Source organism: Nocardia nepalensis, from assembly GCF_048910785.1.
Taxonomy (GTDB): domain Bacteria; phylum Actinomycetota; class Actinomycetes; order Mycobacteriales; family Mycobacteriaceae; genus Nocardia; species Nocardia nepalensis.
Genome location: NZ_JBKBET010000031.1, coordinates 251,376 through 266,429 on the forward strand (window position 1 = coordinate 251,376; position 15,054 = coordinate 266,429).

Here is a 15,054-nt window from a genome sequence, read left to right on the forward strand (position 1 = left end):
CACGATGCCGGTCGAGGGTCGGGTTTTCGCGGCACTGGCCAGTCCGGTTAGGCGCGAGGTGCTGCGGCTGCTGCGCGATGGCGGACCGCAGCCGGTGACCGATCTGGCCGCGCACTTCGAGATGGCGCGGCCGAGCTTCTCCGAACATCTGCGGGTGCTGCGCGAGGCCGAGTTGGTCAGCGAGAACAAGGTCGGTCGGCAACGGTTGTATCGGCTGGAGGCGGCCCCGCTGTACGAGATCCAGGAATGGTTGCATCCGTTCGAGCGATTCTGGCGCGAGAAGCTGGCCGGGCTGCGTGACCTGCTCGACACCATGGAGGAGGAATGAGTATGACCGACGATCTGACCGCCATTCACGTGGACCAGTTCCTCGCGCACAGCCCGGGCAAGGTGTGGCGCGCGCTGACCGAACCGGAGTTGCTGGCACGGTGGTTCATGCCCGCGGACTTCCGGCTCGAGGTCGGACACCGGTACACCATCGACGCGAAAGCCATTCCGGCCACCGGCTTTTCCGGTGCGATCGCGGCCGAGGTGCTGGCCTTCGAGCTGGAGCGAATGCTGCGCGTCGGCTGGCGCGACGCCGATCCGACCGCGGAGCACAATGCCGACTGGACGATCACCTGGACCCTGCAGCCCGAAGGCAAGGGCACCCGCTTGTTCTTGGAGCACGCCGGTTTCGATCCGGACAACCCGCTCCAGCAGAAGGCACGCACGATCATGGACGCCGGATGGCGCTCGCACGTCATCCGCCGCATCGACGAGGTGCTGCGCGATGTCGCGCTCGGTGAAACAGTCGATACGAATCCGGCAAAGTGAACCGGACTCAGGCCGGTTCCGCTGTCACGACGATGGTCGTCCAGCCACCGAGGTGGATGCGGTCCCCGCTCTGCAGCGGGACCGGCACCTTGGCGGGGATCAGATCGTCGCTGCCATTGAGGCTGGTGCCGTTGGTGGAGCCGAGATCGGTGATGGTAATGCCGGTGTCGGCGATGTGAATGGTGGCGTGGGCGCGCGAGACTCCGGCGTCGGCGGGGGCGATGCCCAGATCGATATCGGGTTGCAGGCCCTGGGAGACGCTGTGCTTGCCGATCAGGATGTCGGTGCCGCGCAAGGTGATTCGGCGCTCGGGATAGAACGCCGGGAATTCGACGCGGTCGGCATCGGGGCCCTTGCGGGCTTGCACCCGGTCGTAGAACTCGCGATCGGCGGTGATGGTGGCCACCCACGTCATCACACCGGACGCGGCGACAACCTCTGCCGCGGTGGCGATTTCGGTTGGTGCGGACTCCGGTGTCGGTGCCACCGGAGTCGGCAGTGCCGAATCATGTCCGCAGACTTCACAGAATCGACCGCTGCTCGGCGATCCACAGGACGGGCACAACGCGACCGCGACCGTGGGCGCGGGGGCCCCGATCGGCGAACCGCAGACATCGCAATAATCCGTCGCGACGGACTGATGCCCGTCCGGACAGGTCGCAATCGCCATTAGCCCTCCTTGCGTACCCGCGCCGTCTTGGTGGACCTCGCGTCCAAAGCCATCTCATCGGCGGCCTCGACCTTGGCGCGCAACCGCACGGTGCCGCTGTGCTCATCCACCTCGACCACACCGCGCAAGAGTTTCGCGGTGCCCTCGTTCCCGGATTCGGCCGCCAACTCCACCGCGCGCCGCAGCTTCGCCGTCGCGGTCTCCGCATCGCCGCTCTTACGCGCGCTCAACCCTTCCTGCACCACCTGCGCGAGTTCGGCCTGCCCGGTGTAATGCGCGACGCGCCTGCTTATTCGGGCCGACAGCTCGGTCTCGGTGGTCCACACCGCGCGCACCAGTCCCTGCCCGACGACCTCCTCGCCCGCGACCACACTGATCCGGGCGGCGAGCTTCTCCCGCCCGGGCGCGGCGGGTTCGACCCGCACCTGCACGTGGTAGTCGCGGTCCTCCGCACCCCAGGCCCCGAGCGGGTACTCCCCCAGCTGCGGTCCCGCATCGGTGCGCCGCGCGGTCAGATCCTCGATCGTCGGCGCGACCTGCTTGACGAAATGGACCGTCGCCCCCGCCGGCGTCCACACCCGCAGTGTCAGTTCCGGAATGGCCTTGGCCATGGAGGTCTGCGTCATGGCGGCGAAGTCCGCGGCCAGGTTGGCCGGATTCGCGACGATATCGACGGTGCCGTGCAGCGCCGAGGCGATGGTGCGCAATTCGTCCACCTGCCAATCGGTTCCGACGCCGCGGCAGTCGCAGGTGAAAATCCCCTCGGACTGTTTGATTTCGGCGGCCAGCGCGGCGGGCTCCTCGTGCTCGTTCTTGCCGTCGGTGAGCAGGATGGCGTGCACCATCGCGCCGGGATGCTTCTTCGCCAGCTGGCGGGTGAGCCCGAGCCAGGTGCCCATGGCGGTACCGCCGTTGGGGCGCAATTTATCCAGCGCGCGACGGGCCGCGGCTCTGGTATCGCGGTTCGCGGGCACCGATGGCTTATCGCCCGGATAGACCAGCCGGGCCATCGAGGTGCCCTCGACGATCGCGAACCGGGTGCCGTCCTTCAACACATCGAGTGCGGCCAAGGTGGCTCGGCGCGCGCCCTCGAACTTCTTGCCCGAAGCCATCGATCCGGAGCAGTCGATGATCAGCACCTCCAGCCGCTCCGGCGCCGGTCCCGCCGCCACGAAATCCGCGCCGGTCTCGACGGTCACCACCGCGTCCACCGTGTCCGCGCCCTCGGCCAGATATTCGTTCTGGTCTATCGCTACCGAAATACCGTTATCTGCAATGGAACTCACTGTGCTTCTCCTGCATCGACCGATGGCCCGATCGGCACCAGCGCGACGGTGATGTTGTCGCTCCCCCCGGACCGTAAAGCAAATTCGACGAGGCCACGCGCCGCCTCCATCGGCGGTACCCCGGTGACCATCCGCGCCAGCGCATCCGGATCGGATACGTAGTTCCAGAGTCCGTCACTGCACAGCAGCAGTACTCCGGGACCGGTGGTGTGGAAGGTCTGCACACATTTGTCCGACCATGGTTTGTCCTCGCTGTCGGCGCCGAGCCAGCGCAACAATGTATGCGCCCGCGGATCCCGCATCGCGGACGCCTCGTCCATGGCACCGGCGTCGACCAGGGCTTGAGCCCACGAATCGTCCACGCTCAATCGCCGCGACGGCGGATTGCCGCCCTCGATCGGCTCGGTGCCCTCGCCGCGCAACCAATACGCCCGGCTGTCACCGACATTCACGACGGTGATCTCCACACCCTCGCGCCCGTAGCCGCGCACGATGGCCGAAACATAGGTGCACGACGGTGCGTGGCCTTCGTGCACCGCGATATCGCGGACCGACTGTGCCGCCGCCGTGAGCCCGGCCATGACAACCGCTCTGCCGGACAGTGATTCGGCCAGTGCGGTGAGACAGGCATCGATGCCCGCACGCGCCGCCGCACCCGAGGCCGCCTGCGGATCCTCTGACGTGGAGACCCCGTCGCTGACCGCGACCACCGTGGCGATGGGGCGCTTGTCCGCGTCCTCGACTACCGCGGCCGCGACCGCATCCTCATTGCGCGCGTGCGCGATTCCGCGGTCGGTCGCGACACAGACCGCGCCGAGATCGGCCTCGAATCGATCCGGCTCCGGACGCAACTGCCCGCAGCCTCGGCAGTAACCGTCGGCGTCATAGCTGGTGCCGCCGCAGCCCTCACAAGTGGGCGTCGCAGCCGGATCGGACTGCGGCAGCGCGACCCGGCGCGCGCCGAGTTCGCGACCGCACGCCTCGCAGAACCGGTCGGCCACCCCGACCCGTGCCGCGCATTCCGGGCAGCGCGGCGATACCGCGGCATTCGGCTCGGGACCGTCCGTCTCGCGGCCATCACTCCCCATCGGGTCGCGATGCGATGCTGAATTCGTCATAAGGTCGTCCTCGGCCGGATCGCATTGGCGCGATCCACCAGCTCGATTCGTGCCCATATGTCATCGGTTTCGCGGGCGAGGTCTCGATAGCAGCGCTCCAAACCGGTCCGTACTCCGTCCTGATCGAGGTTCGCGCCGAGCAGCGCGCCATGTGTTGTCGGTGCTTTACCCGCACACAACCATCTCAGCGCGGCGTCGAGCACGCGCATCCGCACCTGCGCGCCACGGCTTTTCGAATCGATGCGCAGGGCCTCTACCCGACCGCCCGCATCCCGCAGGATCGGTTCGGACAGTTCGTCGGGTGTGCGATCGGCAAGCATCGTCTCCACCGCGGTGAGCCGGGCTGCGGTGTAGAGCGCCGAGGCCGAATCCACCTGATCGAGAACGGCCACGGCACCATCGCGATCGCCGCCGGCGTTGCGCAGCCGGGCCAGACCGAAGGCGGCGCTGACGAAGCCGTGATCGGTGCGCCAGACCGTGTCGTAGTAGTGCGCGGCTTGCCGTTTATCCGGTTGCGCGCCTGCCAATTCGGCGACGGCGGCCTGCGCCAATTTCGGTGCGGCCTCGCCGGGTAACGCCGCGTACACGGCGTCGAATTCGGCATAGGCGGCAGCGAAGTCCGCGGCGAGCAATTCGGCCTGGCCGCGATACCAGGCCAGCCGCCAGTCCCCGGGCAGGGTGTCGGCCAGTTCGTCGAGTCGGCGCAGCGCATCGGACGGATCACCCACCTCGAGCGCGGCGCGCACCAGCCGCAGCGGAATCTCCACCGACGCACCGCGTGTCGTGAGCACCGAGCGCAACCCGGCCTCGAACGCCTGCTCCAGTTCGGTCGGCGTGGTCCCGCCGGTGGTCGCCAGCAGCGCCGCACCGCTGTCACTCGGATCGATAAGCGGAACCGGCAGTGCCGCAACGATACTGGCCGGTGTCAGCGCCTCTTGGACTCCGAACACGCCGCGCGGCGGTCCGAAGAACGCCGACATTCCGGGACGCGGCACGCCATCGTCGGTGCTCAGAACCTCGCGCAGAACCCCGGTCAGCTGATCGGTCATCTCCTCCATCGAGGAGAATCGCGCCTCCGGATCGGCGTCGGTAGCGCGCTGGATGAATCGGTACAGCGAGTCGTATTTCGCCAGCAGCGGTTCGGTGTCCGGCGCGGGCAGTGCGCCGAAATGTCCGCCCTGCTGGGGCACATTCATCATGAGCACCGCGAGTGTGCGCCCCACCGTGTACACCTCGGTGGCGACGGTCGGTCCGGTTTCGGAGATCTCCGGCGCTTGATAGCCGATGGTTCCGTAGATGGGGCTGTCCTGATCGTCCATGGCGATCACCGCGCCCATATCGATGAGCTTGAGTTGCTCATCGGTCTGCATGACGTTGTCGGGCTTGAAATCACAGTAGGCCAGGCCTAGCGAGTGCAGGTAGCCGAGCGCGGGCAGCATCTCCAGGATGTAGGCGATGGCCTGGGGTGGCGGCAGGTAGCCGCCGTCGGCGTCGCGGCGGGCGCGCAGGATCTGTTTGAGCGAGGTGCCGCCGACGTACTCCATCACGATATAGCCGACGGCGACACCATCGGCACCGCGGTGTTCGACGAAGTTGTAGATCTTGACGATGCTCGGGTGCTCGACCTCGGCCAGGAACCGCTTCTCGGCGACCGCCGCCGCCATCGCGTCCAGATCTCCGGAATTCAACAGGCCCTTCAGCACCACCCAGCGGCCGCCGACATTGCGGTCGGTGGCCAGATAGATCCAGCCGAGGCCGCCGTGCGCCAAGCAGCCGACGACGTCGTACTGCCCGCCGACCAGGTCGCCCTTACTCAGCTTGGGCGCGAAGGAGAACCGGGTGCCGCAGTTGGGGCAGAAGCCCTCGGTGCGACCCGGTGTGCCATCACGGCCACGGCCGACGGGCCGTTCGCATTTGCCGCAGAACCGTTTTCCCTCGGCGACCAGAGGATCCGCCATGACCGCGGTGGCCGGATCGATGCGCGGCATCCGCGGCACATCCACCATGCCCGCGCCGAGCCGACCGCGCGCACTGGATTTCGACGAGGACCGGCCGGTGCGCACCGAGCGTCCGGAGGCGCGGGTGCTGGCCGAGCGCGCCGAGAGACTGGACAGCGCGGACGTCGCGGGCGCGGTACCGCAGGCATCGCAGTACCCTCCCACGATCGTTCCGCCGCAGCCGACCTCGGCACAAACCTCCCCCTCACTCGAAGCCTTCTGCGGCACAGGCATTTCCGCTGAAGTTGCGGCGGGCGCGGTGCCACAGCTATCGCAGTACCCGCCCACGATGGTTCCGCCGCATCCGGGCTCGGTGCAGGTCTGCCCTTCGCTCGAATTCTTTTGCGCCATCGGCGTTTCCGCCGACACGGTGGTGGCCTCGGCGGGCGCGGTGCCGCAGACCACGCAGTATCCGTCCTCGATCGTGCCGCCGCATCCCGGCTCATTACAGGTCATCTGCCCCGCCCCGATTTCTCCCCGATGATCTGCTGGAAGTCCGCGACCGCCCGGGTGACGGCCGCCAGATCGCACGGCCTGCGCGCGAGCAGGCCCGCGGCGATCTGATTGGAGGCCAGTACGTCTCGGTCCTCGCTGACACCTAGTCGGGCCGCCTTCGCCTGATAAACGGCCAGGCGCCCGCGTAGTTCGACGCGCCGATCCAGCAGGCCTTGGGCCAGCTCCTCGGCGGTGGCCGCCCCGGCGGTCGCGTCGGCGATGCGGCCGCGCAAGCGGACCAGGTCCGCGGCCGCACCGGGATTCGCCGCGAGCGCATCCAGTTCGGCGGCGAGCGCACCGGTGTCGTCGGGGTGCACCGGCAGCGGGCCCGCCAGAATCTTCGCCTCGACCTGCGCTCTGGCCGCCGCCGCGCGGACCCTGGTCTCGCCCAGAACCGTCAAGAGCCTGCGGGTCTCGGCGATGGCACCGGCCCAATCCGCCGCCACCGCATCGAGTTCGGCCAGGATCGACGCCGTGCGCTGCAACTCCCCCGACAACTCGGTGATGCGCGCATCGATCTCCGGCACCGTCAGCGCGAGCGGATCGGTCGCCGAACGGCTCAACAGTGCGGCGATGCCATCGCCGATCGCGCGCAGTTCGACCGTCTGGCCTCCGGCGGCGCCGGCCTTGTCCACTAGGTCCTGCAGTGGCGCCAGGCCCGACATCACCCGGGTGTTCACCGCATCGACCGCGTCGAGGAATTCGGCGATTTCCGGGAAGGTGGCCCGCATGCGATCAACGGTATCGGCGAGCCCCACGAACAGGACCTGTTCCGCAGGGCCGGTGAGTGAACGTTGCGCCATCGGTATCGGCGTGCGCGAAGCCTCGTAGGGCCGCCCGCGCAGGAGCCGGGTGAGTTCCGCGCGTTCGCTGTCGTCGAGCCGGGTACGCGTGCCACGCACCTTGTTCGCCGAATCGAGGATGGTCTTCAGGCGGCCGTAGTCCTCCCACATCAGCGCGAGCGCCGCACGGACCGGCAGCCAGCGCTGTTCGGTCAGTCCGGTCGGCGGGTAGCGCTGCAACAGCGTGTGGCCCGGATGTTTGTCCAGTTCCAGCAGGGTGGCGGTGATGGCGTCGAATTCGGTTGTGCGTGCGGCCAATTCACCGTCGATCTCGGCGAGCGTGAGTAGCTGCATGGTCGCCGGACTCACTCTTTGTACCGGAGATCCGGTGGCCCCGGCGACGGTCCGAGCGCGCTGAGTCTGGTGTTGTAGAGCTGCTGCCAGGTGCCGTCGGCGCGGATGCGTTCGAGTACGCCGTTGACGAAGCGCACCAGATCCGGATTGCCCTGCGCGATACCAACCGCATAGGCGTCGGTGCCGATCACCTCGCCGACGATCTCCAGATTCCGATCCTGCGCGACCAGACCGACCAGGATCGGATCGTCGGAGCTGATCGCGTCCACATGGCCCTGCTGCAGCGCGGCCAGACAGTCGGTCCAGTTGGTCGCGGCCAGGACGGTCGGCCGCTTCGGCAGCCGGAACAGCGGTCCCGCGGAGGTCGTGCCACGGGTCACGCAGACGCGTTTGCCGCCCAGATCCGCGCCGGAGTGGATACCGGAGTTGCGAGAGACGAGAATGCGCTGGGTCGCGCGGTAGTAGATGCCGGAGAAGTCGACGTCGCGCCGCCGTTCGCAGGTCGCGGAGAAGGTGCGCACGATCAGATCGACCTGTTTGTTCTGCAGCGCCGGAATCCGCTCGGCCGCGGTGACCGAACGCAACTCGATCTTGTCCGGATCGCCGAACAGGGCCCTGGCGATCTCGCGCGCGATATCGATATCGAAACCCTCCAGCTGCCCGGAGGTGGGATTGCGGAAGCCGAACAGGTAGGTGTTCTGATCCACGCCGACCCGCAACCTGCCACTGGCGACAATGGCCGCCATCGGCGAACCCGACGGCATGGCGCCGGGACTCGGCAGCGCGCCCGGGCGCAGGCTGGCCTCGGCGTCACAACCGCCATTCGATTCGGGCTGCGGCGTGCTGATCTCGATGAGGTCGGGTTTCGGGTTCACCGCGGCCACGGTCGTGGTCTTCGGCACCTGGTTGCCGGAACCGCACGCGGCCGTCAGCACGCTCATTCCGACAACTGTGGCGGCCAGCGCGGTCCGCGTAAGGCGATACCGCCGCAGGGGAATTCGCCGCATCACAAGAACTCCTTCAGCCGCGGCCACAGTCCGGCGACGACCGCGGCCGCCGCACCGAGTAGCAGCACCAGCGTCCCCGCGGGACCGAGTGTGAATGCCGAACCCGCCGAGTCGACGCCGTCGCGCAATGCGCCGCGTTGCTGTCCGAGGTTGTCGCGCAACGTCGCATCCAACTGGGCGAACCGCGTCGCCGAATTCTCCGCCCCGGTGCCGATGGCCTGCGCCACGGCCGCCGGATAGTTCGCCGCCTCGTAGGCCTCGCGCTGCTTGGCATGCCCCGCGGTCCAGCCCAGTAGCCCGCGCGAGGCCGCGGAATCGGCTCCGGTCACGGTCGCCAGCCGGTCCGCCAGTTCGGTGGTGTGCTTGCGGAAATCGGTTTCGCTCGTGGTGATATCGCCGCGAGTGATCAATTCCAGGGTTTCGTCGGTGCGCGCCTGCTGGGCCAGGATCCTCGCCTGGGTCAGGGTTTCGAAGCGACTGGTCGCCCCGGATTTTCCGGTATCGAGTGTGGTCGCGGCGATGGTCGTGGCGGCCACGACCCACAACAGCGCCACCGCCGTCGCGCCCGCCGCGACCGCGAGGCCCAGGTTCATCCGGCGATTGGTGCGGCGCAGCAGGACGAAAGTGCCGACGCCACAACTGATCAGCACGAGCAGGAGCAGCACGATCGTGGTCCACGGCAATGCGGCGATATCGTGTTGATCCTCGCGCACCGCCGCCAGCCGATCCTTGCTGAGCATTTCGGCGTTGGGCAGCAACGAATTCTGCATCAGCAGCGAGGCCTCGTGCAGATAGGACGAGCCGACCGGGAAGCCCTGGCGATTATTCGCCCGCGCCGTTTCGACCAGGCCGGTGTAGGCGGGCAGATCGGCCGCGATCTTGGCGACGATCGTCTTGGTCTGCTGATCGGCGGCGCCGGTGGTCGCCTCCGAGAGCGCGGATGCGGCCTCGGCGAGCGCCTGCTGATATTGCCCACGCACCTGCGGCGATTCGATGCCGCCGGATAGGAAGGCCGTGGCCGCCGACGCGTCGGCCGCCGAGAGCGCGACGTACAAGGTCTGTGCGGCATAGGCCAGCGGTTCGGTGCGCTCGAGCACCGCATCGCGCCGCGCGATCTTGCCGCTCAACTGATCAGCGGAGGTCAGGCCCGCGAGCAGACATAACACCACGGACACGACGGCGACCGCGCCGATCGCGCCAGGAGTCGTCCCGGCGAAGCGCCGTAACCACGCACCCCCGTTACGCATGGTCGCCGGTAGGCGAATCTCCAACACCGTCCCCCTTCGTCTACCCGGCCGGTGTTCCGATCGCGATAGTACGGCAGGGAATTGGGGTTTGCTGCCCATTGTGCCGGGGGCACCCGATTCGGACGCTACGGTGACGAATCCGGCCCCGCGTCGAGCAATGGCGCGAGGTTCGGCGTCCACCGCGGATATTGGCTGAAGATATCACCGAATGACTTCGCCGGTTTGCCGAGCGGCAGGCCCGCCGACCTATCGGCGCGCAGTTCCTGCTGCAGCGATTCCACCGAGCGCATCAATCCGGTGTGCAGACTGCGCTGTTCGAGGACCGCGCTGCGGCCGGTCACCCCGATCGCGCCGATGAACGCGCCCGAGGCATCGCGAACCGTCGAGGCCACGCAACTCCACCCCACCGCCGTCTGCTCGCGCTCGTGCGCGAAACCGGTGTCACGGGCCTCGTCGAGCAGTGCCCGCAGTTTGCGCGGATCGGTCACCGAATACTGCGTCAGCGGCGCCCAGCCCGTGGCCAGGATCTGTTCGGCCTGTTCCTCGTGTGCGGCGATCTGCAACCGACCCGCGGCCGTGAGGACCATGCTCGGCCCGAACGAGGCCAGGCTCGGCCAGTTCTGTCGCTTCATCACCGCGGCGTAGTTGCGGCCGAAGGCCGAGCCGTTGAGGGTCAGCTCGCCGCCGTACAGGCTTGCGCACCAGACGATTTCGCCGCGCGTGCGCATGTAGAGATCCTGGACGTAGGGCTGCGCGGTGAGAACGAAACCGTGCTGTTGGGCCGCGCGCAAACCGTGGTAGATCAGCAGGGTGCCCGCGCGGTAGCCCTCCGGGGTCAGCTCGAGCATGCCGCGCCGGGCCAGATCGTTGGCGATTCGGCGGACGGTGGGTTTGGGAATGCCGGTGCGCCGGGTCAGCATCGCCAGCGGGACCGGATCCCGGGAATCGGCGACTGCCTCGATGATGGCGACGGCGCGCCCGACCACCGTTTTGTCATCGGGCATATCGCACCGCCGAGGCGACCGGAACGCGGCGACGACACATCATGTCGACCTTCTCGGGAATTCGGAACCGGCCGCGCGAAGAAATGCGCGGTAGCGATGAGTGTGCGACCGCACCGCCACGGGTGTCAAACCGACATTGCGTTGGACGGCCGTTGGTAATTCGTTGGTGGGTGCCGCGAATCTCAGGGGGCGCCACGGCGAACTCGTACTGCCCGAAAACGTACCGACCCGTGTTCGGTACCGCCCCCCAATTGCCCCCTATCCAACCTTCCAGCCTCGCACCCCGAAGCGACCGTAATCAATGCACGCACAGCCAATTTCGATGAACGTGTCACTCAGTGATACGGCGGGGATGTTTCCGCACCGGATATGCCGGACGCTGATTCCACGTCCCGTCCACCGGGCTTGGCGCGCAGGAAAGTGAACCCAGTGAAGTACCTACTCACCGCCGTTCTCGCGGTGGTCGCGGCGGTCGCCGTCGTCCTCGCGGTCGGCAGGTCGAATCTCGATTTCCATGTGCCACACGTGGATCAGGCATCAAGTCCGGGGCAGTCCGGCGGCAATGGCAACGGATCGTCGGGCGGTAGCGCAGAGTCGAGCGGCAAGACCAATCCCGGTCCCACCGGACCGACCGGTCCCACCGGGAAACCGGAGCAGACCAAGAAGCACACCGTCGTCTTCGACGTGACCGGCAGCGGCAAGGTCCGCGACCTCGCCTGGGGCGACGGTGCCAACAGCTATCTCGGCGCAGGCAGTACGACGCTGCCCTACTCGCACACCCTGGTCAGCAATAGGACCGGCGGTTTCGTCGTCTATGTCGAGGGCACGCCCGATCCCATCGGCGCGGCCCACTGCAAGATCACGGTGGATGGCAAGGTCGTCGCCGATCAACAGTCGACCGGTCGCGGAATGTCCTGCCGCGCTGAAATTTCCAACTAGCCGGAGGCCAGGAATGCGTGAGGATACTCGTTTCAAACTCACCCAGGCGGGAGTGAGCGCCAGCCGGGTTTTCCCGTTCTATGTCGTCTGTGATGTATCCCGCTCGATGTGGGATCCGGCCTGGACCAACCAGAAGATCACGCCATTGGAAACGGTCGAGCAGGCGCTCCCGGACATGCTCAATGTGCTCGAGGAGGATCCGACCACCTATGACACCGCCCATCTTTCGGTCGTCGCCTTCGGTGATTCCGCCGTCGCGGTGCTGCCGCTGACACCGCTGCGCATCGATCCCTCCATTCCGGCGCTGCCACGTCAGGGTGCGACCGATTACGCGGATGTCTTCCGTTATCTGGACCGGCAATTGCGCGCCGACCACAAGCGCTTCGCCAGCGCCCGCCTGGACACCTACACCCCGGTGATCTTCTTTCTCACCGACGGAAATCCACAGGTGCGCGGCAAGTTCCAGCCCGACGAGGTCTGGGTTCCGGTGCGGGCCGGGCTGGAAGCCCCCGACCATCCGTTCCGTCCGGTGGTGGTGGCCCTGGGCATCGGCGATGTGCGCGAGCAGACGGTGCGGCAGTTGCGGTCCCGCAATCCGGTCGGCGTCGCCTGTGTCGCCGAAGGCAGTGTGGCGCCGGGAGATCTGTTGCGCGCCATCATCAACAGCATCAAGTTCTCGATCAGCAGCAGCGTCGGACAGGGCCGGTTCCTGTTCCGCACTCCACTCGGCATGCGGGAACTGGACTGAATACCCATGACGCTGAGTACATTTCGCCGCCGACCCATCCTGATGGTGGCCGGGATCGCCCTGCTGGGCACACTGCTCTCGATCATCGTGCAGCTGCTGGCCGACAACGGGCCCGACACCTGGACAACGGCCCGCGTCGCCCGGCGAGTGGCCGCCGATGTCTCCGGCTGTCCGGTCGCGCCGCCGAGTGAGCCGGTAGCCGCTGTCGCCGTGGTGAAGTCCCCGGTGCGTGCGCAGGTGGTCAATAAGTCCGGCGACACCTGTGTGCTCATCTCGGGCTCGCCCATCGCCCTGCCCAATGGCATCCAGTTGCCCAAGCCACCGTCGGGGCCGGTGCTGCTGCGCGATGTCGATGGCCATGAGGTCAGCGCCCAGCCCTCCGGCAAAGCCGGCGATGTGCTGCTGGTCTCCATCGCCGACCCGGCGTCGGAGCGGTCCGGATCGTGGTGGCTGCCAACGACTCTGATGTGTTTGCTCACCGCGGCGGCGACCGGAGCGGCGGTTGTGCTCGTCGGGCCTGGACCCAAGCCTGTTACGCCGACCTACGATCGTCGAGAGCCTGAACGCCGCGACCTCGCCGACCGAGCCGAGGCCGCCCGCCCGGTCGAACTCCCCGCACTGACCACCTCGGGTGTGAGCGGACTCGCCGTCGACCGGGGCCGCAGCGGCCGCTACGACGTGTACGCCGCCACGCAAGTGGGTCTTTCGCATGCCAAGGACGGTCATACCCGCGAGGACGCCTACGCCATCGGCGGCGATCCGGGCCGCGGCTGGGTGTATCTGGCGGTCGCCGACGGGCTCGGGTCGGCCGCCAATTCCCATGCCGCCGCACAGCGCGCGACCCGCGCCTGCCTCACCCAGCTGCACCGGCACGCGGGCTCGCTCGAACGCGTCGGCTATCCGGCCACCTGGGAGCCGCTGGCCGCCGAGATCACCGCGAAGGTCGCCGCACAACTCGACGCGGGCGCCATCGACGGACTCGCCGCGGAGATCGACTATCGCAGCCCGCACGGCGCGGGCAATAACAAACGCACTTCGACCCCGGCCTGCACCTTGGCCTTTGCCGCGCTCGGTCCGGTATCGGCGGACGGCTACCCGCTGGCCTGGGCCACCGTCGGCGATTGCGATCTGCTGCTGGTCGATCTGGATTCCGGTGCGACCAAATGGCTCACCCAGCACGCGACCAAGCACGGGATGATCAGCAATGTCACGCCGTCGTTGCCGCGCGACGCCGATCGGGTGATCGCCGGGTTCACCTTCGTCCCGGCGAATCTGATGGTGGTGCTGGCCAGCGACGGGATGGCCGATGCGATACGGCTGGTACCCGAACAATTCGCCACGCTGCTGCCGCAGATCGCCGGGCCGCGCCCGGCCGAACACGTCTTCGGTCAGCTCGTCGGATTCGACCTGCCGGGCCTGCACGACGATCGCACCATCGTCGCGGCCTGGCCGACACGCGGGCGCGGGTCCGCCCGGGAAATACGGTAGGTGGGGGCAATGACAATGCCGGGGTGGTCGGCGGACGGCCGCAGCGAATACCGCGTCGACGAACTGCGCATCATGGGTGACTTCCCACTGGGCGAGGGCGGCTCAGCGCAGGTTTGGCGTTGCACGACACCGGATCAAGTATCGGTCGCATTCAAACGTTATGACCCGGCTACGGTTCGCCAGCTGCAGCCCACAGTGTTGCGCGAGTTGGTCGGCTGGCCGCATCGGCTGGACCAGGACGACCGCAAACGACTGCTGGAACTGTGCGCGTGGCCGCATGCGGTGGTCGTCGAAAATCGCACTGTCGTAGGCATTCTCATGCCGTTGGCGCCGCGCGAATTCTTCTTCGACACCAATAGCGGGCCGCAGCCGCGGGCGTTCACCCGGGTCGCGGTGCGGGTGCCGGACGCACAGAAGCGCGGCCACACCTACTTCGATTTCCCGCACAAGATCGCCCGGCTCGGCCAGCTGCTGGTGGACCTGCAGTTCCTGCACGACAACGACATCGTCGTCGGGGACCTGCAGCCCAACAACATCCTGACCACCGATGCGCAACCGGTCGACGGCGTCGTCTCGGCGCACAACTACTTCCTGGACTGCGATTCGTTCATCATCGCGGGCCGCGCGGCGACACCGCGGCTGGACCCACTGCCCTGGCGGCCGCCATATCCGGTGCAGCAATTCACCGCGACCACCGATATGTTCAAATTCGCTCTGCTGATGATCCGCTGCCTCGCCGAGAATCTGGCCGCGAATCAGCTCGACTACCGCCAATATGCCCAGCTGCTGCCCGCCGGGGATTTCCAGAAGATCGACCGGCTGCTCACCACGCCCCAGCCGGATCTGACCTCCGCCGATCTACGTGCGCTCGCACTGGCCTGGCAGTCCGTCGTACGGCCCGACGGCCGGGTGTATCGGCGCACGGACTTCGCGCTGCGTGAACCGTGGAACGAGCACACTCGCGCGGCGCACTTCGCTCGATTCACCACCGACACACCGGCCAGTAGTACTCCGTCCCAAGGTGTTTCACCCGCCGTGGTCGTCGCGTGGATCGCGGTGGTCATCGTGGTGCTCACCGTCATTGTTGTCGCGCTCAGCTGATC

General features: G+C 67.5%; 15 protein-coding genes. 7 read left to right on the top strand and 8 right to left on the bottom strand.

The annotated features are described in order from the left end of the window. Positions 1-4: 4 nt before the first annotated feature. Complete coding sequence (locus ACHQ4I_RS26105; RefSeq protein ID WP_420774479.1) at positions 5-328, top strand: ArsR/SmtB family transcription factor; 324 nt, start codon at positions 5-7, stop codon at positions 326-328. Next, positions 325-816 (top strand): SRPBCC family protein, encoded by a 492-nt coding sequence (locus tag ACHQ4I_RS26110; RefSeq protein WP_420774480.1) that lies wholly within the window; start codon positions 325-327, stop codon positions 814-816. Before ACHQ4I_RS26105 ends, ACHQ4I_RS26110 begins: the two co-directional genes overlap by 4 nt. Before the next feature lie 7 nt (positions 817-823). Here ACHQ4I_RS26110 and ACHQ4I_RS26115 read toward each other — a convergent pair whose 3' ends face one another. Genes ACHQ4I_RS26115 through ACHQ4I_RS26130 form a run of 4 tightly spaced genes read right to left on the bottom strand, consistent with a single transcriptional unit; the run spans position 824 to position 5,878 of the window. Further along, positions 824-1,486: an FHA domain-containing protein gene (locus ACHQ4I_RS26115; RefSeq protein WP_420774481.1), complete on the bottom strand. Its 663-nt coding sequence runs from the start codon at positions 1,484-1,486 to the stop codon at positions 824-826. After that, entirely contained in the window at positions 1,486-2,772 is a 1,287-nt protein-coding gene (locus tag ACHQ4I_RS26120) for a vWA domain-containing protein (RefSeq protein WP_420774482.1), read from the bottom strand. The genes ACHQ4I_RS26115 and ACHQ4I_RS26120 overlap by 1 nt, the downstream gene beginning before the upstream one ends. Next, on the bottom strand, positions 2,769-3,890 hold the full coding sequence (locus tag ACHQ4I_RS26125; protein WP_420774483.1) for a PP2C family protein-serine/threonine phosphatase: 1,122 nt from the start codon (positions 3,888-3,890) through the stop codon (positions 2,769-2,771). The genes ACHQ4I_RS26120 and ACHQ4I_RS26125 overlap by 4 nt, the downstream gene beginning before the upstream one ends. Beyond that, positions 3,887-5,878 carry a serine/threonine-protein kinase gene (locus ACHQ4I_RS26130; protein ID WP_420774484.1) on the bottom strand — a complete coding sequence of 664 codons (1,992 nt, stop codon included), beginning with the start codon at positions 5,876-5,878 and terminating at the stop codon, positions 3,887-3,889. The genes ACHQ4I_RS26125 and ACHQ4I_RS26130 overlap by 4 nt, the downstream gene beginning before the upstream one ends. On the opposite strand from ACHQ4I_RS26130, the gene ACHQ4I_RS26135 reads away from it, so the two are divergent. Further along, the gene (locus ACHQ4I_RS26135) at positions 5,847-6,371 is read left to right on the top strand and encodes a hypothetical protein (protein ID WP_420774485.1); all 525 of its coding nucleotides are present in this window, start codon (positions 5,847-5,849) and stop codon (positions 6,369-6,371) included. The genes ACHQ4I_RS26130 and ACHQ4I_RS26135 overlap by 32 nt on opposite strands. Here the strand turns inward: ACHQ4I_RS26135 and ACHQ4I_RS26140 are convergent. From ACHQ4I_RS26140 to ACHQ4I_RS26155, 4 genes are all read right to left on the bottom strand, one after another. Next, complete coding sequence (locus ACHQ4I_RS26140) at positions 6,340-7,533, bottom strand: hypothetical protein (RefSeq protein WP_420774486.1); 1,194 nt, start codon at positions 7,531-7,533, stop codon at positions 6,340-6,342. The two genes, ACHQ4I_RS26135 and ACHQ4I_RS26140, sit on opposite strands and share 32 nt — an antisense overlap. Next, positions 7,530-8,459 carry a glutamate ABC transporter substrate-binding protein gene (locus tag ACHQ4I_RS26145; protein ID WP_420774487.1) on the bottom strand — a complete coding sequence of 310 codons (930 nt, stop codon included), beginning with the start codon at positions 8,457-8,459 and terminating at the stop codon, positions 7,530-7,532. Before ACHQ4I_RS26145 ends, ACHQ4I_RS26140 begins: the two co-directional genes overlap by 4 nt. Positions 8,460-8,524: 65 nt before the next feature. Then, positions 8,525-9,799 (bottom strand): hypothetical protein, encoded by a 1,275-nt coding sequence (locus ACHQ4I_RS26150; RefSeq protein WP_420774488.1) that lies wholly within the window; start codon positions 9,797-9,799, stop codon positions 8,525-8,527. Positions 9,800-9,897: 98 nt separating this feature from the next. Then, a complete protein-coding gene (locus ACHQ4I_RS26155; RefSeq protein WP_420774489.1) occupies positions 9,898-10,776 on the bottom strand; it encodes an IclR family transcriptional regulator in 879 nt (292 codons plus the stop codon). Positions 10,777-11,205: 429 nt separating this feature from the next. On the opposite strand from ACHQ4I_RS26155, the gene ACHQ4I_RS26160 reads away from it, so the two are divergent. From ACHQ4I_RS26160 to ACHQ4I_RS26175, 4 genes are read left to right on the top strand one after another with little or no spacing between them, the layout of a single operon-like run. Then, positions 11,206-11,715 carry a hypothetical protein gene (locus tag ACHQ4I_RS26160; protein ID WP_420774490.1) on the top strand — a complete coding sequence of 170 codons (510 nt, stop codon included), beginning with the start codon at positions 11,206-11,208 and terminating at the stop codon, positions 11,713-11,715. Between the two features lie 13 nt (positions 11,716-11,728). Further along, the gene (locus ACHQ4I_RS26165; protein ID WP_420774491.1) at positions 11,729-12,463 is read left to right on the top strand and encodes a vWA domain-containing protein; all 735 of its coding nucleotides are present in this window, start codon (positions 11,729-11,731) and stop codon (positions 12,461-12,463) included. A gap of 6 nt (positions 12,464-12,469) precedes the next feature. After that, complete coding sequence (locus ACHQ4I_RS26170; RefSeq protein WP_420774492.1) at positions 12,470-13,951, top strand: protein phosphatase 2C domain-containing protein; 1,482 nt, start codon at positions 12,470-12,472, stop codon at positions 13,949-13,951. A gap of 9 nt (positions 13,952-13,960) precedes the next feature. Next, positions 13,961-15,052 (top strand): hypothetical protein, encoded by a 1,092-nt coding sequence (locus ACHQ4I_RS26175; protein ID WP_420774493.1) that lies wholly within the window; start codon positions 13,961-13,963, stop codon positions 15,050-15,052. Positions 15,053-15,054 lie beyond the last annotated feature (2 nt).